At 58.6% G+C, this 21,759-nt stretch carries 12 protein-coding genes; 2 read left to right on the forward strand and 10 right to left on the reverse strand.

The genetic code is table 11. The features are described from left to right. From NZK35_RS11870 to NZK35_RS11910, 9 genes are all read right to left on the reverse strand, one after another. Nucleotides 1-1,057: hypothetical protein (locus NZK35_RS11870; protein ID WP_259632748.1), on the reverse strand; the 1,057-nt coding region annotated here is incomplete at its 3' end. A gap of 368 nt (nt 1,058-1,425) precedes the next feature. Further along, nucleotides 1,426-2,841, reverse strand: a complete 1,416-nt coding sequence (locus NZK35_RS11875) for a UdgX family uracil-DNA binding protein (RefSeq protein ID WP_259632749.1) — start codon at nt 2,839-2,841, stop codon at nt 1,426-1,428. 9 nt (nt 2,842-2,850) lie between these two features. Next, nucleotides 2,851-4,104, reverse strand: a complete 1,254-nt coding sequence (locus NZK35_RS11880; RefSeq protein ID WP_259632750.1) for a putative DNA modification/repair radical SAM protein — start codon at nt 4,102-4,104, stop codon at nt 2,851-2,853. A gap of 98 nt (nt 4,105-4,202) precedes the next feature. Continuing rightward, entirely contained in the window at nt 4,203-5,357 is a 1,155-nt protein-coding gene (locus tag NZK35_RS11885; RefSeq protein ID WP_259632751.1) for a DUF3322 and DUF2220 domain-containing protein, read from the reverse strand. Then, complete coding sequence (locus tag NZK35_RS11890) at nt 5,354-8,761, reverse strand: ATP-binding protein (RefSeq protein WP_259632752.1); 3,408 nt, start codon at nt 8,759-8,761, stop codon at nt 5,354-5,356. Before NZK35_RS11890 ends, NZK35_RS11885 begins: the two co-directional genes overlap by 4 nt. Next, nucleotides 8,754-9,428: a DUF4194 domain-containing protein gene (locus NZK35_RS11895; protein ID WP_259632753.1), complete on the reverse strand. Its 675-nt coding sequence runs from the start codon at nt 9,426-9,428 to the stop codon at nt 8,754-8,756. Before NZK35_RS11895 ends, NZK35_RS11890 begins: the two co-directional genes overlap by 8 nt. Continuing rightward, entirely contained in the window at nt 9,425-10,954 is a 1,530-nt protein-coding gene (locus tag NZK35_RS11900) for a DUF3375 domain-containing protein (RefSeq protein ID WP_259632754.1), read from the reverse strand. The genes NZK35_RS11895 and NZK35_RS11900 overlap by 4 nt, the downstream gene beginning before the upstream one ends. Before the next feature lie 65 nt (nt 10,955-11,019). Then, on the reverse strand, nt 11,020-12,468 hold the full coding sequence (locus tag NZK35_RS11905) for a sigma-54-dependent transcriptional regulator (RefSeq protein WP_259632755.1): 1,449 nt from the start codon (nt 12,466-12,468) through the stop codon (nt 11,020-11,022). A gap of 24 nt (nt 12,469-12,492) precedes the next feature. Beyond that, entirely contained in the window at nt 12,493-14,031 is a 1,539-nt protein-coding gene (locus tag NZK35_RS11910) for an ATP-binding protein (RefSeq protein WP_259632756.1), read from the reverse strand. Between the two features lie 760 nt (nt 14,032-14,791). Here NZK35_RS11910 and NZK35_RS11915 point away from each other — a divergent pair. Further along, a complete protein-coding gene (locus tag NZK35_RS11915; RefSeq protein WP_259632757.1) occupies nt 14,792-17,068 on the forward strand; it encodes a SulP family inorganic anion transporter in 2,277 nt (758 codons plus the stop codon). Nucleotides 17,069-17,167: 99 nt separating this feature from the next. After that, nucleotides 17,168-19,357 (forward strand): cation:proton antiporter domain-containing protein, encoded by a 2,190-nt coding sequence (locus NZK35_RS11920; RefSeq protein ID WP_259632758.1) that lies wholly within the window; start codon nt 17,168-17,170, stop codon nt 19,355-19,357. A gap of 36 nt (nt 19,358-19,393) precedes the next feature. Here NZK35_RS11920 and NZK35_RS11925 read toward each other — a convergent pair whose 3' ends face one another. Beyond that, on the reverse strand, nt 19,394-21,601 hold the full coding sequence (locus NZK35_RS11925) for a cation:dicarboxylate symporter family transporter (RefSeq protein WP_259632759.1): 2,208 nt from the start codon (nt 21,599-21,601) through the stop codon (nt 19,394-19,396). Nucleotides 21,602-21,759: the final 158 nt, after the last annotated feature.

Here is a 21,759-nt window from a genome sequence, read left to right on the forward strand (position 1 = left end):
AACGACGCCCTGTCTGCTTCGTCCTCTGGGCATCGAGATGGTCCGGTCGGCCCGCAATGGCTGAAAACAGGCTGCCGAAGTTTGCGACCAGCGACAACCAAAGCGTCGGCGATAAACCAAGACGCTCCAGGATTGGCGGATACCCTTTCGGGGTACTGCCTCGCTTGCCCGCAGCCAAATGACGAGCGCTCCAGTCCAACACTTCCAAGTAGTTCTCTTCGCTCATCGAAAGGAAACCCTTATCGCTACAGCGGGCGTTCGTTTTGCTCGGCTGCGGTCCAACTGGAGCGTTTGCCTCGTGAAGATTCACGGGTGCAAGAAAGGCGTCCGCACGGCGAGCTTGCGGAACGGCGGTTGGTGTTTTGTCATCAACTGACGCCTTCGATTTGTCCTCTGGAACCTGCTGTGAAGCCTGGACGGATTCGACCCGCCGTTGCGCCGACGTGTGGTCACTCAGCTCAACCGTCTCCGCGAGGCACGCTCGGATTAGATTCAGATCGACATAGACAGAACAAGCCAAAACAGCCTCTTCATCGACCAGCGGAACGGCTTTGAAGCGTCCCTCGAAAAAATGCCCCCTCATGTCGTCTTCCATGTGGGCACGCTGAGCGATTCGCTGATTCAACAGACGCATCCACCAGGAGATGTTGCTCAGCCGCTCGCGGATCTCGGCTAGCTTCTTGGGACATTTCCGAATGCGATCCAGTTCCGACGCTGACGGCGCCATCGGATTGCCCTGGTCGTCTCGTCGCTCGGGGCAAATCGTCAGCCAACGCCGGGCCACTTCGGTGTCGTCCCACGTCTCAACGATGTCAGCCCGAGATCGCAGCATTAGGTGGAAGTGGTTGGAAAGAATGGCGAAGGACAGTAAGTCGATCGCGAAGCACGCTGCGAAGCGTTGGAGGTACTCTTCGATCCAGACTTTGCGGTGGTCGTAGTTCTTGCCAGAGATCGAATCCTCGCCGAAGAGCCAGCAACCGCGCGTGGTTCGGCTGATGACGTGAAAGACTTGAACTTCGCTCGGATCCAGCACTTCGGAACGATTGGATCTTGCCATCGCAGAGTCTCCCCAACTCGTTTCTGGAAACTGCCGCGGGATTGAGGATCTTTCTCAACCATTCGCAGCGACGAAAAACGAGTAATCGTAATACTCTGACTAACTAACACCATTCCACCCGAATGGAGCCGTCACGTCAAGTATTTTTTGGGCACATTTTCCGCAGACGGGGTCTGTCCCCAATCAGTTCGTTTGCTTGCATCCATTCTGTGCTGCGACACCGCGAGGGTCTGTCCCCAAAGATCAAACGGGGAAAGATCAAACGGGGACAGACCCCGGGCAGGCACGGTCGGTTGGGGTCTGTCCCCGGTGGTTGTTGCGCCGACGGGTAGGGTCAGGTAGGGTCTGTCCCCGGTGGGGGGCTGGGGTTAGTTTGGGGGGCGTGTTTGGTGGATGTGTCGCAGGTCGTCGACGAGTTGTTGTTGCATTTCGGTTCGTCGGTGCTGGTCGGGCATGCGGAGGATTGCGGCGGGATGCCACGTGGCCATCGTGCAATGGCACCAATCGGTCGCGCGGATCTCGCCGCGGTGCTTGGAGACTTGAAAGTCACGTCCGAACAGTGCTTGCGATGGCGTTGCTCCTAAACAGAGAATCGCAACGGGCTGGATCAGCGTCAGTTCCGCTTCCAACCAAGGCCGACAGGCGAACACTTCGCGTGCGTTGGGCTTTTGGTGCAATCGACGTTTGCCGCGGGATGTCGGCGGTTCGGTGAATTTGAAATGCTTGACCACGTTGGTCAGATAAACGTCACTGCGGCGGATTCCGGCACGTCTCAAGGCCTCATCAAGCAGTTTGCCGGCCGGACCGACGAACGGGCGTCCGTCCACATCTTCTCGATCCCCCGGTTGCTCGCCTACCAAAACGATTCTGGCATCCGGTGGCCCCTCGCCGAACACGGGTTGTGTCGCGTGTTGGTGCAAGTCACACGCCTGACAACCGACCACCGCAGCGCGCAACGATTGCAAGTCGATTCGCTCGGGCATGTAATGCGTGGCCGTTTCCGCAAAGCCCTCGTTTTGATCCACCATCGCAGCGACCCGCTCGGGAGCAGTATGCAACAGATCGGCGATCAGCGACGTTTCCGGTAGTGTCGGCCAATGACGCACCGGCATCTCTCGTTTCATCGTGTCGACTTTCACGCGAGCCGGGTTGAAGATCGATGCATAGTACGTTTTCCAAAGCTCTTCCAACGCGTCCTCGTCGGGGGCGTCGCTGACCGGGACACCGGGGCCGTACTGCAGGGACGTCTGGTCCCAGGTCACCGATTCATCAGGCGTGAGGATCGACCAATGCATGCCGCGGAACCTGCGGCTGAAGAACGGAGCGGCTAAGCGGACGATGCGATGATCAGGGCGGTGCCACGCAACATAAACCTCTCGTCCGTCCGAATCGACCACTTTGCGAAACCGCACGAACGCCTTCATTTTGTGAACGTCTCGCGTGACCGCTTTTCGCATCGTCATCAACGCGTCAACGTCCTCGTCGGTCGGGATCTGCAACAGATGACGTTCGCCGTGCATCAGACGCCACAAGGTTCGGTAGAGCAACGACCAGCGAGTCCCGGCGCGATGACAGGCGACGGTCTTGGCCAATTCCAAAAACGCTTTGGGGACGGTGAAGGCAGCTTGTGTCGCGGGAAGTTCCGCATCCCCATTGGAGTCGAACAAGGAAAGTTGCTCGTCGTCGGCCATCCAAGCCACCTGCTCCGGCGGCACGTCGGAGAGGAGCAACCGCCGCGCTTCGGTTCGCCACTGGTCGAACGTCTGGACCTTCACAAACCGCATGACGTGAACCTAGACCTCGCCGCTCAGGGCAGACTGGCGGGTGTCGAACAACATCAGCTGCTTCGGTTTCGGTTGTGCCCGCCTACGGAGATCGGCCTTGTCCAAATTGGCGAGCTCGGGATTGTGGTCCGCGGTTAACACAAAGTATTTGGCGCGGTTCCAGGCGACGCGCAGTTTCTTCAGGTCTTCGACGCGCACGTGCTTGTGCCGGCGAATGCCCAAGATCCGTTTGACGCTGCGGGCGCCGATGCCGGGGATCCGCAACAGTTCTTCGCGGCTGGCACGATTGACATCCACCGGAAAGAAATGCCGATTGGCGAGAGCCCAGGCCAGTTTCGGATCGATCTCGAGCGAAAGATTCTGATCGGCCTCGGCGACAATTTCACTGGCGTCGAAACCGTAAAACCGCATCAGCCAATCGGCTTGATAAAGACGATGTTCGCGGACCAGCGGGGGTGATTGGCCGGGCAAGCGGGCGTCGGCGTGCGGGATGGGGCTGTAGGCCGAGTAATAGACACGTCGGAGGTTCTGGCCGTCGTAGAGCTGTGACGCCGTCTTCAGGATCTCGACGTCGGGCGTGTCCGTCGCGCCGACGATCATCTGGGTGCTTTGCCCGGCCGGTGCAAAGTTCGGGGGGTGAAGCCCCGCATTCTGATCGTCTTTGGTTTCGTCGATCTTTTGTCGAATCCCCTGCATGGCATCGACGATTTGAGGTTTCTTCTTCTCCGGGGCAAGTTTTTGAAGGTCGCCTTCGGTCGGCAGTTCGATGTTGACGCTCAATCGATCGGCCCAAAGGCCGGCTTCTTGAATCAGTGCCTGCGACGCGTTGGGGATGGTTTTCAGATGGATGTATCCGCCGTAATGTTCATCCGTACGCAACTTCTTCGCGACGGAAATCAGTTGCTCCATCGTATAATCTGACGTCTGAATGATGCCGGAACTGAGGAACAGCCCTTCGATGTAGTTGCGTTTGTAAAACTCGATCGTCAACGAGACGACTTCGTCGACGGAGAATCGAGCCCGCGGGGTGTCGCTGGAGATTCGATTGACGCAGTATTGGCAGTCGTAGATGCAATAGTTCGTCAGCAGGACTTTCAGCAACGAGATGCATCGACCGTCCGGCGTGTAGCTGTGGCAGATGCCCATCCCCTCGGTGCTGCCGATCTTGCTGCCAGCCCGAGTGGCCTTGGAACCGCTGCTGGCGCAGGAGGCATCGTATTTGGCCGCGTCGGCGAGAATCGCAAGTTTGTCACGAACGTCCATTTCCGCCACAGCAGAACCAGAGAGATGAGTTGGAAGAGGGAATGTCAGGGTAAGGATAGGTGTTTGGCAAGCCGGTCAGAAGCGAGTTGGATGCAGCATCACCTGAGCAGCTCGACCAACCGTTCCATGGGCAGGTGTTCTTGTTCGATCCTTCGGTTGGTTCGGCAAACCCGTTCGTAGCACGCCCGCTCGTCGTCGTTGAGGCGGGGCAGTTCTTTCGGCTGCGAACCATTGCCGGCTGTGGCCAAGTCCAGAAATTGATCGAACACGCTTCCGTCCATCAACAGGCTTAGCACGCCGGGCAACGCTTGCCGCAATCGGTCCAAGATGACAAATCCGTCGGCGTCAATGTCTCCCCAGTAAAACACAGGGTTCTCATGCAGCCATCGGATGTCTGCCAACTGAGTCACTCCGTTGCCCAGGCCACCTAACGCCAAGCCGCGTTGCATCTTCGGCAATGACAACAGATTGATTTTGTTTTCGACGATCAAGATTCTCGCGTCGGTCACCGCTAATTGCGACAGCGACTCCGCGGGCAGCGACAGTTCATCAAACGGCAGGCCGAGATCGGATTGCAAGGCGTCATCGAGAATTCGCAGCAAGAAATGCGGACGGGCATAACGCAATCCGTAACGAGGCTCAAACGCGTCGTAACCGTAGCGATGGTCGATGGTGTGCGGTGGCAAGACCACGTCCAGCCAGGTTGCCAGTCGACGCCGATGTGTTTCCAAGAGTTTGGTGGACACCGCCAGCGGCAATTCGCGGGCGAAACAATCCGGACGTGGATGCGCTTGAAAATAGTCCACAATGTCGAGCAACCCGTCCAGAACGTCGACGACCTCCAACAACTGCTTCCAATGACTGCGTTGCATCAGCCAACGCTCGAGTTCTGGCTTGCGGCGACGAAGCGTTTCGGTCGCCCGGCGGAGCACCGTCCACTGCGGCGAACATCCGGCCAAGCGGACCAAGTCCTGCATCGAATCAATCACGATCGCGGTGGGAAAATGATTCAGTCCATGCATCCGGCTGCGACGCGATTCGTATTGGACGGTGTAACCCTCGCCGGTGATCTCTTTGGATGCTTGCCGCAGTCGGTCGACTTGTTCGATTGCGGCGGCATGATCCTTTGGCAGAGCAAGGTTGGCCGGCACACGATGCGGAAAGAACGCGTCCAGCTGACCCGACAACCACGCCTTGACCGCCTTGGGGTAAATCCGTTTCGCTTTTTCGGCGATCGCTTCCGGCGTGATCATCCGTTTGTCTTTTCCTCGCCCTGAACGGCCCGGTATTGTTCGGCGGTCAAACTGATCAGTTCGCTGCGGTTGGAATCGGGATCTTTGATGATGTGTCCGTACATCCCGACATAGCTTTCGGTGATCTTGGCCTTGGCATCCAACGGTGCGACGATTGCCAATTGCAACCCGAAGCGGGCGAACAAATTCAGCGCGTACTTCGCCCGCGTGTCGTCGCTGCGAGAGAACATTTCGTCGACCATGACAAAATGAAAACGATCGCTGTCGGTATCATCGGGCCGCAAGTCATATTGGTAGGCGATCGCCGCGACCAACACCAAGAACGCCAGCTTGCCTTTTTCACCACCGGATTGGCCGGTGCCGCCGTCGTAGTAACTGCCGGGGTCTCCGGTGGCGGCATCGTACTCGCGGGCGGCGAATTTGAACCAGTTTCGCACGTCGATGACCTTTTCGCGCCAGCGCAGGTTCGCATCGTCTCGCAATCGTCCGACGAGTTTTTCGATGCGATTGAACGTGGCTTCGTTGGCGTCGTCGGTTCCGCCCAGAGTGCCTTCCAAGCAGCCGGCCAAATCGCGGCGGAAGTCACGGATTTCCGCGTCGGTGGTTTCACTCGGTTCCAGCCGCATGTAGGTTCCCGGTCGCCAATCGAGTCGCCGCAGGGCTTCGTTGAGGACCTCGATCTTGCTGCGAATCTCTTCGCGTTCGTCTTCGAGTGAACCGTGCAGCAAGCCGATTTCCTGCAACACTTTTTCTTTCAAACGTTGGCGAAAGCGGCGTTCATGTCTGGGCAAATCGTCTTGAATGATGCGTTGTTGCAGCGTCTCGAAATCGGGCAGGGACTGCGGTGTCGGACTCAATTCGGACTCAAAGACTGGGAACTTCGTCAGCAATCGCCCCATCGCCCGGGTCAAATCGTCGCGAATGGGGCTGACACGTTTTTCTCGATCGCTGACCAGCGCGGAAAGCTGATGAGTGACTTCGGTCGGCAACCGCCCCATGTTTTCGACGGTCAGCGTTCGGTCGCCGAGTTGCGCGTTGATTCCGGCGAAGTGTTGTTGAGCGTGATCAAGGCTGCCGTCGTCACGGGCCGCGACCAGTCCCGCCTCGACCGATTGCAGCGTGCGGTTTCCGTTGTCGAGCTGATGCTGCGTTTTAGATCGTTCGTCGAAGTTGCGATCACGGTCTGACTCCAGCCCCTCGATCTCGGCTTTCACATCAGCCAGCTTGGCTTTCAGTTCTTTGACGCGATCGTTGGACGCTTCCAATTTTTCTTTTTCCAGCCGCAACTGCGAGGCATCGAATTCATGGCGGTGATCGTCCATGGCGTCGAAGTCCGTCATCGCGGCCAGTTCGTCGAGAACAGTGAGTAGCGACGTGGCTTGATCGCTGGTTCGGCGGAGCGACGCGATCTGTGACTGCAACGTTGCGATTTGTGTCTGCTGGTCGCGAATGGATTGTTCCAAAGCTTGCCGTTTGGGACGGTTGTCCCAGCCGAGGACGAAGTGTCGGCGATCGTCTTGGCGGCTGCGATCGTCTTTGGCGTGTTGGCGATGGTTCTGCTTGACGTGTCGATGGATGGTCATCGCCCGTCGGTTGGCCATTTGAAATTCCGCGATCGTTTCACAAGCGAGGTGATCGAAGCGATGCAGAACTTCACCGCGGACGTAGGATGCCAGTGGATGGTCATCGCGGTAGTGCAACATTTCCGGCAATGACAATTCATCGGAAACCGGGTTGGTGGGCGATACCGTCAGTGCGACACGGTCGTAGGTCAATCGCAGTCCGCGACCGCGGCCATCGATCAGTCGTTCGGCGTCGACGTAACCGGAAACTTTGGCGTACAGATCATCCGGCACCAAGAGTGTGCGTGCGAACGAATGCAGGACCTGTTCGATCGACGCTTCCCAGCGGGCGTGCTCGGGGTTTACGGTGACGAGCTCGGCCGCGAAGGGAAGATCCGAGGGCGACAATTTGAAGGCGGCACAAATCGCCGCTCGGACTTCGATGAACGCGTCCGGCAAGTTGCCCTTGCGGCGCCGCAGCGATTCCAGCTCCGAGGCATCTTCATCCAGTTGGTTCCGGAGGACACCCAGTTCGTAATCACAGCGACTGAGCTGTTCGGTGGCCGCCTGCCGACGTTCCACCAGCGTTTCTCGGGTTTGCGAAATGTGCCGGTGCGCTTTTTCAAGCTGCTGGGCGCTGTTGATGACGATCTGAATCCCGGCTTGTTTCAGTTTGGCTTCGAAGATCAGGCGTTTTTCTCGTTTCGATTTCGCCTGCTGTTCCTCCGCGGCGATCAAGTCCGGCAGCCGTTGCAACCGGGCTCCGCCGCTGTGGGCGATCTCGTGTTCCAGCCGCGCCGAATCGCTGCGTCTGGCATGCAGCGACGCGTCGAGCAGTTCGATCTCTTGATCCAGATGTTCGATCCGCAGTTTCCATTGTTCACACAGCGGCCGCAGCAGGTCGGCGATTGCAGTGTCGAAAAACAACGGCGCGGACTGATGTTGGTCACGAGCTTGTTGCAGCTGATCGTTGGCGGTTCGATAACGACGGCCGGTCTTGATGATGGGTGCCAGCAACTCAGATTGTTGACGCACTTGAACGAGGGCGCGGTGTGCTTCACTGAGTTCGGCGAAATGCTGCAACAGACTGGAAACCTTGTCGTTCCAAGGTTTTTTTTCCAGCATGTGGTCACGAATGAACTGATCGAGGCGCTGGACATCTTTGACCGCGACGGTCTGATTGAAGATGTCCATCGCCTTGGGGCGAAACTTGACCTGTCGTTGGAACCAGCCGTGGTACTGTTTGTAGCTTTCGGTGACTTGGAATCCACGATCGGTCAGGGCGGACTTGATCTCGCTGCCGGACTTCAATCCGCCCAGATCGCCGGCGATGCTGCGGGCGCAGGTGTCGAATGCGTAATAGATTTTGCGATCACCCGAGGCGGTCAGGTACATGACCTGGCAGAGTGTGAACTGTTTGCCCGAGGTGCCGCTGGCGAAGGTCGCCAGCAGCGCGGTGTAAAACCCGCTGCCGTCGCGAAGGTATTGGATTTGAGGTTTCTCGTCGCGGCCGGCGGTACGGTCGTAGGCGCCTCGAATGTAGGTCCGTTCGTCGCGTTCTTTTTTCGTGGCCCCCGCGGCGACGTTGTAATTGCGAACACCGGGACGAACCAGCAGCGTCAGCATCGCGTCGACGAGTGTCGATTTGCCGGCGCCGTTTTCACCGACCAGCAGCGAGGTGGCACCGTGGGGCTTGAAGGAATGAACTTGGCCATCGAAGGTCCCCCAGTTGAAGACTTCGAAGGTGGATAGCCGAAAGCCACTGGGTCGAGGCGTTTCGGCGGCGTCTTCGCTGATGTCAAAGAGCGACAGGGGGCGTGACCGCGACGTGGATTCAGTCATCCGTTGTCTCCGAGGCGTCTTCGGGTTGCGTGTCCGCAGTCTGTTCGTCGCGACGTTTCAGTTCCGCGGTCAGATCCGTCCGCAGCCGTTCCAGTTCCGCCAGCGGCAACCTCGCTTTGAGGATGCGGCGAATTTCCCAACTGGGCGGTTGTTTCTCGAAACGCCTGACATACTTCAGTTCCTCCAGTTTGCGGAGCTGGCCGCCCAGGTTGCGATTGGCGCGAACCGCATCGTCGTTACCGGGGACAAGCGATTGCCAGATTTCTAACAGCGAAGCCTGGGGGATGACACAGCGGTCGTCGCGATGGATTTCTTCTTCAAAGCGGCGCAGCTCGTCGCGCAGCAGAACGCACAGCAACGAGGCCTCGAAGCTCAAGCGGATGCTGCGGAACAGTTTTGGGATCGGCGGATAATCCGGCGGCAAGACTTCGGGTTCGATCTGCCGCAGGTACGCCATGCCGTCTTCTTCGTTGACGATCAGCATCAATCCGATCCGGGCGAAGTAATCGCTCAGCGGCGTCACACCAGCCAGGATCCGTTCCCAGGTGTCGCCGGCGTCATCGTGATAAACGATGCCCTGCAGCAATCGGACGGCGGCGGAAGCCCAGGGGACCGGAGGCGGCAGCGCATCGGGGTCCAAGGAATCGTGTTTGGATTCGTTCATCATCGCGGTCGTTTCGTTCGAATCGGCACCGTGGCTTTCTCACGTGTGCGGTGAAATGTGACCCGCGGGACGACCACGCACAACGGGTGTTCTGTCCCCGTGACGGGGTCTTTCGTGGTCACGTGGATGGTTTCGGTTGCGTCGCGATCGATGCGATGCCCATCTTCGTGCGCGATCTGGATCCAGCCGACCAGTTCGATGATGCCGACTTGCAACGGGCGAATGTTCAGCAGTTCGGAGAGCCGGATCGAGGGCGCTTTTCCGGTGGCATGGGCGATCGTGTCGCGCATGCGGTCCCATTCCAGTCGCTGCAGATGGGCCAGTTTTTTGGCTTCGCGCCGGGCCGTTTCGAAATCGACGACATGCGTTTCGGGGGCGACGTCAAAGACTTGGGGCGGGGTCCAGAACGGGCGTGTCAGGGGAGAGGTTAATCCGATCGACGTTTCGACGGACAGGGCGAGTGTGTCCGGTGGTTCCTGGCCGGACTGGGCGAGGTCGTGTTTCAACCGCGACGCCAGCGTGCGAATGTCCCGCAATACTTCGGCGGTCCGCTTGCGGTGTCCCGCCGATTGGTCGTCCAGCAATCGGCGCAGGGTTTGAGACAGGCGTCCGGTTTGCCGCAGCACGTTGTCGGCTTCGGCCAACAGCGACGGCACCATGGCGCGAACGTGCTGGAGCGCCGCCCGCTGGTCGGCGATGGCGTCCAGACGGGTGACTTCGGCGATCGTTTCGCGTAGTTTCGCTTGGGCTTGCGGAGCGAACAGGAACGCGACGAAGGCGTCAAAGCTGACCCCTTCGTCCTGCTGTTTGATCAGCTCTTCGGCATCGAGTGCGGTGGCCAAGATCTCTCCGCGACGACGATCGTCTTTCATCGCCTCGCGCTGCACTTGGCGGCCGATCGCTTCGAATCGATCTTCGACGGCACGAAAATCACTTTGCAGCGTCTTGAGCAGATCGACGGCGGTGTAGAACCGTTCGCGGATCTGAGCCGGGTGATAGGTTTCCACTTCGCCGCCGCCCCGAATCGAAGCGATCTCGTCGTCAATCCGCTGACGCCGGGCGAGCAGGTCGTTCAACCGCCGATCGGGGTCCGGCGAGGCGCCGCGAACCAGATCGACCAAGGTGTCGATGACCAGTCGCAACCGGCTCTCGGTGCCCACCAACCGGGTGTCACGATGGAGCATGGAATCGAGAAATCGGATGGCGTCTTCGCTGTAGCGGGTGAGTTGGTAGTGGGGGCCGGTGGAGTCGGCGGGCAAGAAGCGTCGCAGCCAGCCGGCATCGGACCACTCGCGCAGGTACCGATCGGGCGAGCCGAGCAAGACGGGGCGTTCCTCGTCGCGAAGTTCGTCTTGGAAGACCTGCAATCGGCTGGCCAGTTCGTCGTGAGAAAACGAGATCGCGGAATCTTGCGTGTTCGATTTGAACGCTCGCCGCAGAAAGTAAACGACGAACGCCCCGAGATCCGCCTTGAGCAATCGGGCGGTGGGGGAAGACTCCAGAAAGGTGGTGAGGGCGTCGAGATGCATGGCCCGATTTTAATCACAACGGGAGCACAGGGTCAGAGCGGCGATCGACGTCCGGATTCGCTGCCTCAACGGCTGTCGGAATCCGCCTTGAGCCGTTTTTCGAAGGTCAGTCCCAGATCGGTGATCTTGGTTCGCAGGGTGCTGCGGGCGATGCCCAGCAGTTCGCTGGCGTGGGCCTGATTTCCGTCGGCGTGGTTGAGCACCTCGGGAAGCAGGATGCGGTCGATTTCACTGTGCAATTCTTGATAGACGTTTGGTTGGTCGTGGGACAGCAGGTCGTGGATGAAGTTGCGAATGTTTTCGGCATCCAGCTCCGACCGGTGTTTTTCCGAGCCGGCCGGTTGAATGTCGCGGCAGGTATCCGGCAGGGAGGAGACCGTTAGCACTTCGCCGACGTTTCGCACCAAGGCGTGCTTCATCGCGCTTTGCAGTTCACGGACGTTGCCCGGCCAGCGGTAGTGTTTCAGCCGCTGCATCGCGTCGGGTGCGATGGAACGAATCTGTTTTTGCATGTCTCGGTTGAGCAGGTGGATGAAGTGTTCGGCGAGCACGGGGATGTCTTCGGGCCGTTCGCGCAGCGGCGGCAGTTGGATCATGAAGACACTCATTCGGTAGTACAGGTCTTCGCGAAACGTGCCGTCTTTGACCATCTGGAGCAAGTTGCGGTTGGTCGCCGCGATGATTCGGACGTCGACGCGGATCGTTTCGTTATTTCCGACACGTTCAAAGCTGCCGTCTTGCAGCAACCGCAGCACCTTGGCTTGGGTCGCCGGAGTCATGTCGCCGATTTCGTCCAAGAAGATGGTTCCGCCGTTGACCTGTTCGAACTTCCCGATGCGGCGTTTGTCGGCGCCGGTGAAGGAACCGCGTTCGTGTCCGAACAGTTCGCTTTCGAGTAAGTTCTCGGGCAGGGCGGCGCAGTTGATAGCCAGGAACGGTCGTTCGGCTCGGCGGCTGTGTTGGTAAATCGCGCGGGCGACCATTTCTTTGCCGGTTCCGCTTTCACCCAAAATCAGAGCGTTGACGTCTTGCGGGGCGACCTGGCCGATCAACTTGTAGACCTCTTGCATGGCCTGAGACCGACCGACAATTTGGTCGGCGGAGGTATCGCCGTCTGAATCGATACCGAACTGGGCCGGGGTGCGACTCATCAAGCTGACGTCGATGGCGTTTTGGACGGTGGTCAGTAACTTTTCGAACTCAACGGGTTTGAGTAGATATTCGAAGGCGCCCCGCTTCATCGCATCGATCGCGGTCTCGGTCGTCGAATACGCCGTGATGATGATCACGGGGACTCGGGCATCGAGTTCGTGGATGATGCTGAAGGCGTCCAACCCGGACATATCGGGCAACCGCACGTCCAAAATGACCGCATCGGGTTGATGTTCGCGGACGGCCGCGATGCCGCTTTCGGCGGTCGCAGCGGTCACCACTTCCAAGCTATCGGTTTCGAGACTTTTCTTGAGCGAGTAGCGGAGATTAGGTTCGTCATCAATGATGATTAATTTCGGCACCTTCGATTCCAATGCGGGAAAGGGTTAGCGATGTCCGTTGAAGCGGGGTTGCGAGACGGAGGATGGGAGCGGCAGGATCACCTTGACGACCGTGCCGCCTTCGGGGCGATCTTCGGCCAGCAACTGGCCGTCGTGTGCGTCGATGATGCGTTGGGAGATCGCCAAACCGAGCCCCAGACCTGGATCTTTGGTGCTGAAAAATGGTTCGAATATGCGGTCTCGGTCACGCTGGTCGGCGGGCATTCCGCAACCATCGTCGGCGACGCTCAAGCATACCCACTCGGTCAGCCGATTCGGCGGTGCGTGCGGAACATCGTCGCGGCCGATCCGTTCGACCGTAACGGTAATTCGGCCCTCTGTGGGCACCGCATCCAAGGCGTTGAGCAGCAAATTGAGTAATACCTGTCGCAACTGCATGGCGTCGCCGCGGACCTGAGCGGATGAGCAGGGAAGGTGACAGTCGATCTGAATGTCTCGTGTTTCGGCGCGGCTTGCGACCAGGTCCACGGTTTGACGCACGATCGGAGAAAGCTCGACGAGACAGAATTGTGGTTCCGAGGGCCGAGCGAAATCGAGGAACGTTTGCAGCAGACTATCGACCCGCGTGATCTCCTCATCGAGGACGGCGATGTCGGTGGCATTCAAGCCGCCCGAATCCGGGTTGCGTCTGGCGGATTGCACCAGGGTCTTCATGCACATCAACGGGTTGCGCAATTCGTGTGCCAGACCGGCCGCCAGTTTTCCGACCGCCGCCAACTGATCCGCCCGGACGATTTCTTGATGCCGTTGATGCAACTGTTCAACGACCGAACCGACGCGCGAGGAAACGGTCTCGAGCACCCGTTGCAGATCGCGCAGGCTGGGGTCCGCGGAGACTTCGACGGGTCCGACGACGGTTTCGAGCTTGCCCGCCACGTCACGGATCGGGACCGACAGCATGAACATCGTTCGGTTGATGGCTTGGGCGACACCGTAGCCGGCTTCCAGTCCGGCGATGGCACCACAGATACCCAAAAACACCATCACCATGGCCAGCTTCTGGGCCAGACGTTGGTTTTCTTGATTGCTCTGTTCCAGCTCCGACTCGTTGAACTTCAGGTAGTTGTGGGCGGCGACCAAGATTTGCTCGGAAAGCGTTTTCTCTTCCAACCGATCGACCACCTCGGACGAAATCGCCCTGTCCGGGTCATCGATCAACTGATGCAGTTGTTCAAAGTACTTTTCCAATCGTTGCTCAAGATCGGCGACGAATGCTCGCTCCTGGTCGGTCGCGGAAAGTTGACGCGCCTTGGACAGCCACGCGTTGGCCTTGTCCTGCTTTTCCGCCGCCCTGACGAGGTAGTTGCGATCCATCGTCAACAGAAAGCGATCCAGCTCATGTCGCATCTCACGAGCGATCAATTCCAATTCCTCGGCGCAGCGGATGCTGGCAACGTTGATGTCCAGCAGGCGTGAATTCTGTTTCTGGATTTCAATGACGTACCACGCACCCGAAATGCCCAAACACAACAGGATGCATCCGGTGATGGGCAGAAAGCAACCAATCTTGTCGCGCAACTTCATGGAATCGGTCTCGTGAGGTGCATGGAATTCAGCCAGATCATCGGGAATTCGAGCGCAGTCGGTTGGCTGTGTGACGTCGATGGAGTGGCTGAAGAAAAACCCGCAAGGGTTGTTCCTGCTGTACGCGCGACACGTCCGATCGCCTGTTGGCAAACGCTGTGCCCGGGAAGCGCTGGATCGTTTGTTTGCGACGCTTTTTTGGTGCCGAATCGTTTGGGGCAACGCTGTGAAGCATTTTTCCTGTGGTTCTTAAGGTGTTAGCGGCAGGGCGCCAGCCCTCCGGTTCCGCATCTATGCCCAAACACCGGAGGGCTCGCGCCCTACCGCTAAAAAATGCCTCACAACGTTGCGGTTGGGGGTTTCCGAGCCATGGGTCTCCGAGCACCCACCGCGACCCGATTGCGTTTCCTGGCTCGTCTTGTCTGGCGAGCGGTTCAGCGAGCAGTTCAGCGAGCAGTGCAACCGGCCGGTGTATCCAGCCCGTGCAGCCGGCCGGTGGCGAAAACCAGTCAGCGCGACTGAAATTCGACAGTCTGAACAAACATTAGACCGATTCCGCGCTGCGATCGGCTCGGAAATCGACGATCGGTCTGCACGTGGGACGGAATTCCAGTAGGATTGCAAGGGTATTCCAGGGTGCCTTCGGACCGGCCCGAGCGAGTCGGCCCGACCTTTGCTTTGCGAAGGTCCGCTTGGCCGTGCGCACGTCGCACGATTGCGCGAAGGATTCGTTTCAAGATCGATGGAGAACAACTGGACGATGGATGACTCATCCAATTCGATACTCGCACCGACCAATCTTCTCCGTGACTTCACGGCGTCCATTGTGGTGTTTCTGGTGGCACTTCCGTTGTGCCTGGGGATCGCGCTGGCGTCCGGTGCACCGTTGTTTTCCGGTCTGATCGCTGGGATCGTTGGCGGGATCGTGGTCGGATCGCTGAGCGGATCGCACACCAGCGTCAGCGGGCCGGCGGCCGGTTTGACGGCGGTGGTGTCGACGCAGATCGCGAATCTGGGCAGCTTCGATGCGTTCTTGCTCGCGGTCGTCGTCGGCGGCTTGATCCAAATCGGGTTGGGCATCGCCAAGGCGGGGGCACTCTCCGCGTTTTTCCCCTCGAGCGTGATCAAGGGGCTATTGGCTGCGATCGGGGTGATCCTGATCTTGAAACAGATCCCCCACCTGTTCGGTCACGATACTGATCCGGAAGGGGAAATGTCATTCTCGCAGCCGGATGAGCAAAACACGTTCTCAGAACTTTACACGCTGATCACCGGCGATTTGCACTTCGGTGCCGCCGTGGTCGGACTCCTCTCGCTCGGCCTGCTGTTGTTTTGGGATCGGACGAAACCGCTGAAGAACTCAATCATCCCGGGTCCGTTGGTGGTGGTGTTGGTCGGCGTCGCACTCCAAGCTCTGTTTGCCGGGTTCGGCGACGCCTGGGCGATCGGCGTGACGCACTTGGTCCAAATTCCGGTGGCGGAAAGCTTCACGGAGTTCGGCAGTTTTTTGCGGATGCCCGATTTCTCCCAATGGGCCAACCCCGCGGTCTACATCGGCGGGATCACGATCGCCATCGTCGCCTCACTGGAATCGTTGCTGAACTTAGAAGCAACCGACAAGCTCGACACGCAACGCCGTAGTTCTCCGCCCAGTCGCGAGCTTCTGGCGCAAGGGGTCGGCAACGTCGCGGCCGGGTTGATCGGTGGGATTCCGGTGACGTCGGTGATCATCCGCAGTAGCGTGAACGTCAACTCGGGAGCCAAATCGAAGTTGTCGACGATTTTCCACGGCGTCTTGCTGTTGGTTTGCGTCGGTCTGTTCCCGGTCTATCTGAACATGATCCCGCTGAGCGCGTTGGCGGCGATTCTGTTGGTGACGGGATTCAAACTCGCCAGCCCGCAATTGTTCGCGCAGATGTGGAAGGAGGGTCGTTATCAATTCATCCCGTTCATCTCGACGGTCTTGGCCATCGTGTTGACGGACTTGCTGATCGGCATTCTGATCGGATTGATGATCAGTGTGTTATTCATCCTCAACAGCAACCTGCGTCGCCCGATCCGCCGGGTGGTCGAGACCCATCTCGATGGCGACATCATTCACATCGAATTGGCCGATCAAGTCAGCTTTTTAAACCGTGCCGCGTTGGACAAATTGTTTACCAGTTCGGCCCGCGGGACCAAGCTGTTGATCGACGCTTCGGGTTCGGATTACATCGACCCCGATATTCTGAGTCTGATTCGTGATTTCAAAAACGACATCGGACCCGCCCGCGGTGTCAGCGTCAGCCTGCGCGGATTTCGAGAGAAGTATGAACTTCACGATGACATCCAGTTCGCGGACTATTCGACACGAGAGCTTCAAAGTCGCATCACGCCGGATCAGGTGCTAAAGATTTTGCGTGACGGCAACGAGCGTTTCCGCAGTGGACACCGCATCACTCGCGATTTCGGTCGTCAGGTGGGGGCGACGGCGACGGGTCAAAGCCCGCTGGCCGTGGTGCTCAGCTGCATCGACTCGCGCGTTCCCGCCGAACTGGTGTTTGATCTCGGCATCGGCGACATCTTTAGCGTGCGGGTGGCCGGCAACATCATCGGCACCAAGTCTTTGGGGAGCATGGAATATGGCGTCGCGGTCGCCGGCGCGAAACTGGTCGTCGTGCTCGGCCATACCCGCTGCGGCGCGGTCACGTCGTCGGTGGAGCTGTTTGAAGATGGAACGGATGTCGAGCAGGCCAGTGGTTGCGGCCACCTGCACTCCATCGTGTCGGAGATCCAGCAAGTGATCGATCCCGACGAGTGTCGTGGCATCAGCAGCATGACGCCGGAGGCCAAGGACGCCTGTATCGACTCGGTTGCGCGGAAAAACGTGCAACGCACGGTCCGCGAGATCATGGACCGCAGCCAGGCCATCCGCCAAGCGGTCGAAACCGGCGAAGCGATGGTCGTCGGTGCGCTTTATGATGTAAAAACGGGCGAAATTGATTTCATGACGGATCATACGGTCAACTCGCAAGCCTCACATCAAGCAAACGTGTAGCGGCAATATCGACGCCTCATCCCGGGCTGTCGTCTCGCCCTGAAGTGGTTTTGAGCAGTTGCGTCGCAATCGAGATCATGGTGGGGCGCAGGAGGCTGGATGCATACCAACGAAATCTTGACGAGCTTCACGCTGGCCGCTGCGCTGGGCGTGTGCCTGTTCACGGTGGCGTCCTACTTGCGGACCTCCCCGATCGTGCTGTTGCTCCTCGGCGGGATCATGGCCGGTCCCGAAGTGTTGGGGCTGGTCGATCCCAGTGCACTCGGTGACGGACTTCGGACGATCGTGTCACTGGCCGTGGCGATCATCCTATTCGAAGGCGGTTTGACGCTCGACTTGCGCGGGTACCGGACCGTCAGTCAGGAAATCTGCCGCGTCTTGACGATCGGTGTGCTGGTCACCTGGATCGGAACGGCGGTCCTGTTGCGATTGATCTTTGGATTTGACATCGCCTTCTGCGTGCTCGCGGCCAGCCTGGTGATCGTGACCGGGCCCACCGTGATCGGCCCGCTGCTGCATCGGATCCGGGTGCAGTCCAAACTGCATCACATCCTTCACTGGGAGGGCGTTCTGATCGATCCGATCGGCGTGTTCCTGGCGTTGTTGAGTTTCGAATTCTATGTGAGTACCGATGGCACGCAGCAATTGGTCGTCAAAGACTTTGTGTTGCGGTTTGCCGTCGGAGTGGTGTTCGGGGTTGCGTTCGGTTTCCTGATGGACTTTCTGCTGCGACGCCAATGGATCGGCAAAGGGCAAACCAACATCTTCGTCCTCGCGATGGCGATGTTGAACTTTGCCATGGCCGATCTGGCGATCGGTGAAAGCGGATTGCTGAGCGTGACGGTCGCCGGTCTGGTCCTCGGCAGCCGCAAGACGCCACAGTTGCGTGAGATCGTCAGTTACAAGATCGAGCTGAAAGACTTTGCGATCGGGCTGTTGTTCGTTTTGTTGGCGGCCAATTTGGAACTGCGTGCGTTCGTCGCATTCGGCTGGAATCTGATACTCGCCGTCGTCGGGATCATGCTACTCGTCAGGCCGCTCAACATCTTTCTGTCGACGAGTCAAAGCGTGCTGACGTTGAAAGAGAAACTGTTTCTGTGTTGGATCGCCCCCCGCGGGATCGTGGCCGCCTCGATGGCGTCGCTCTTCGCGCTGGAATTGCGTCGGCGGGGGATCGAAAACGCGGTCTTTCTCGAGTCCTTTACGTATTCGGTCATCGCCGGAACCGTCGTGGTGCAAGGGTTCACGGCCGGATCGGTCGGACGTTGGCTGGGTGTTGTCCGTCCGGTGCCGACCGGGTGGATCATCGTCGGGGCGCATGCACTGGGGCGTGAAGTCGCAAAGTTCTTTACCCGACACGGCGTGGATGTCGTGTTGATCGACACCAACGCCCGTGAGGTGCGGGCGGCCGAACGCGACGGATTGGTCGCCATCAACGAAGACGCGATGCAAGTGACACCGGAAAAGTATGCCGCGTTCTATCGATGCGGGAATCTGCTGGCACTGACCGCCAACGCAGATCTCAACCGGATGTTGTGTCGCCGCTGGTCCGAATTACTGGAAGAGGCAACGTTGTTTCGCTGGGAGAAGTCCGGCTATCAAACCGCGAACAACGAACACCTGTTGGTCGGCCAACGGGTTTGGACTGAATTGCCACTGAACCATTGGATGCACCCCAACAGCGAACCACCACCGCTGGATATTCGGCTGCGCGCGACGGATGCGTTGCCGGAACCCGAGAACGTCTTGATGACGGTGCGTGATGGCAGGGTGGTGCCCGGAGACGCTCGCGAGCTGGATGACGACGACGTCGAATGGCTGGTGTACGATCCCCGAGGGGAACAAGAAACGAGTGTCCTGCCACTCACCCGGGAGAACGTCATCTTCTCCGCGCAAACCGATCTCCGCGAACTCTATCGTGAGATGCTGTACCACCTGCGAAATCAGCTTCCCGGCATCGACCCGGAGCAGATGCTGGTCGAGATCTGGCGCCGCGAGGAGGACTACACCAGCCTGCTCGGCCATGGGATCGCGTTGCCGCACACCTGGTCCACTGCCGTGGATCATGCGACGTTGATGGTCGCGCGTCCGACGAGTCCATTGTTCTGTCCGCTGACCGAGTTGCCGATCGAAATCGTGTTCATGTTGCTCAGTCCCGCCGGCCAGCCCGACGAACACCTGGCCAGTCTCTCCTACATCGCGCGGCTGATTGGTACCGAATCGCAGCGGGAACGCATTCTGGCCGCCGGCGACCCCGCCGAGTTGCATCGGCTGATCGTCCGCAGCTGAGTCAATGCTTGACTCACCCTGTCGCGAACGGCTGTGCTAATCCACCCAGCCCAAGACGTCGCGATTAATACACCAACGGGGCGGCGATGCTTTTGGGTCAACACCCAGAATCCAATAATCGTAGAGTTGCTGTACCGTTCCGTTGAGTTTTTTTAGTTTCAGCCAACCGCTCATGAATTCTTCGAATCGAGATTCTTCGGGAACAAAGTATGTCAAAGACGAGCGGGCGTCCCATCCTTCCGGTTTAGCGACCGAATAGTGCGGGTACTTCAGGGTCCAAGCGGAACCTTGCTCGGCGCTGGTCATCAAGATATCGGCGACCGGTGGCCGGCTCTCGAAGAACTCGCTCTCGTTGACGAGCGTGACGATTTTTACGTTGCCCATCAGTCCCAGCCGCTTGACAGCTCCCGCCCCCGTTCCCAAACCCTGATCGATACTGGTCAACTCGGATTGGATACTCCCAGCGACGATGCCGACCCGCAGTGGGTCGCGGCCCGAAAGTTCCTTCGCCATCCGGCGCAGGGAACTGAATTGCCCGCGGCGACTATCAGGAACAATCATGGCGCGAGTGACCTCCATGTAAGATTCCATGTCGGGCAACTCTCTGGCCCGCTTGATTGTTCCTTCCAGCCCCGACATCGCGACGTCAAAGTGGTCGCCGCGTAGAGGCTCGATGATGTCTCCGGAAAACGGAACGAATTCGATGCTCACCTCCAAGTCGCGCGCCAGTTGATGTGCCATATCGATATCGAATCCGACCAGTCGACGGTCTTCGTTGAAGTAGGCAAACGGCATTCTGTCCGTGTCGACGCCGATCCGAATCAGGCCGCGACGGGAGATGCGATCCATGCGATCCTCACCCTCGAGGAGCGGAACCGGAGCGGGTTCCGAGCGTTCCAGGATCTTCGCCGGCACGGGCGTCCCCAACAGCTGGCGCGCGGTCACCAACCTCTCACGACTGTATCTGTCTTGGAACGAACGGATCAGATAAGTTCGAATTGACACCACGGTCACGGCGAGGACGATCGCCGTCGTCAATCCACGTGTCAGCGATCGCGTCAGGTCGAGCCTTGCCGTGCCTGACAGGTAGCATGCCGTCAGGATCGCGAAGGTGAACAAATGCATGACTTTCATGAGATCGCCGAAACGACCAGCGATCGCTCCGACGGCTAGAAACAGATTAAAAACATCAGCCGGTATCTCTGCCAGGTCCAACAACAACGGGATTGTCACGATCGGTTTCGCGAACGCACCGACAAATCCCGTGCCAAGTAACTGCGGCACGACGGAGTAATCGATTTGCATCCCGTAGAACCAAGCCGCGAAAGGCAGAAAGACGATACTCACGATGCGTCCGATGTCTGGAAATGGATACGCCAGCTGGACGCTGAAGTCCGGCGTGTGAGAAGTGTCTGCCAAAGCCAGTCGATGCTTCTCCATCAACTGCTTCACCGATTCGATAATCATCGGCAGCACGACAAACGTATTTCCGATCACGAACGCCGTGAGCATTGCGTCACGCGAGGCGGCCAAGACCTCACGCTGTGAGAACGGAGTCAGACATGCGATCAGTGCTGGCAGAATCCAGAGGCTCAGCAAAAGCGCCGCCGCGCCGTAGACCAAGAGGTATCCCTGCAGCAGCGCGAATTGTTCCAAGGAAATTGTGCCGGCCGTGTGTCCGACAACGGCGAAAATCCCGATCGGCGTCGTGCGCACGATTAACTTGTTCAGTCGACTGAATCCCTCGATCAGTACATCCACTTTCTCCAACAATACTTCCTTGTTGCTGATCGGGACGATCGCAATGCCCAATCCGATCGAGAACACCACGACCGCGGGCACAAGATTATGGGTCAGCGACCAAAAGGGGTTCGAGGGAATGAATAGCCGCAGCCAATCAGGATTTGCCGGCTTTTCCACGATGCTTGCCGTGTAAAAAGAGCCGCCATCCCACGCCGGAAATGAGAAACGCATCACGATCAGCGTCAACAATCCAACGACCCAAAGCAGAGCCATCGTGAGAAACGAGACCCGGACAAGCCGGCCGCCTTGGCCGGCAGAGAGGCGGCCGATGTTGCAGGTCAGGGCAAGCCCGATGTACGGCAGAACCGTCATTTGAAGAAGCCCGACGTAGACGTCGCCAATCCACTTGATTCCGGCGCCGTCCTCGCCAAAAAACAATCCCCAGGCCAGCCCGAGCACCAGTCCGGCCGAAATCAGCACGGTCAGACTCGGCCGTTTCATTGCGCGTTGATAATTTGTCTCGTTCACCTTTTCTCCAATCTTCACGTCACGAACCGCTAATGCGTTTCGTCAGGGTGCTGCATTTTGCCACAGGCCCCCGTTTTCATGGATTCCTGATCAATCGGATTCACGATCGGGGGAACCTCCAAACGCACGGT

Source organism: Stieleria sedimenti, from assembly GCF_025060895.1.
GTDB classification, from domain to species: Bacteria; Planctomycetota; Planctomycetia; order Pirellulales; family Pirellulaceae; genus Stieleria; species Stieleria sedimenti.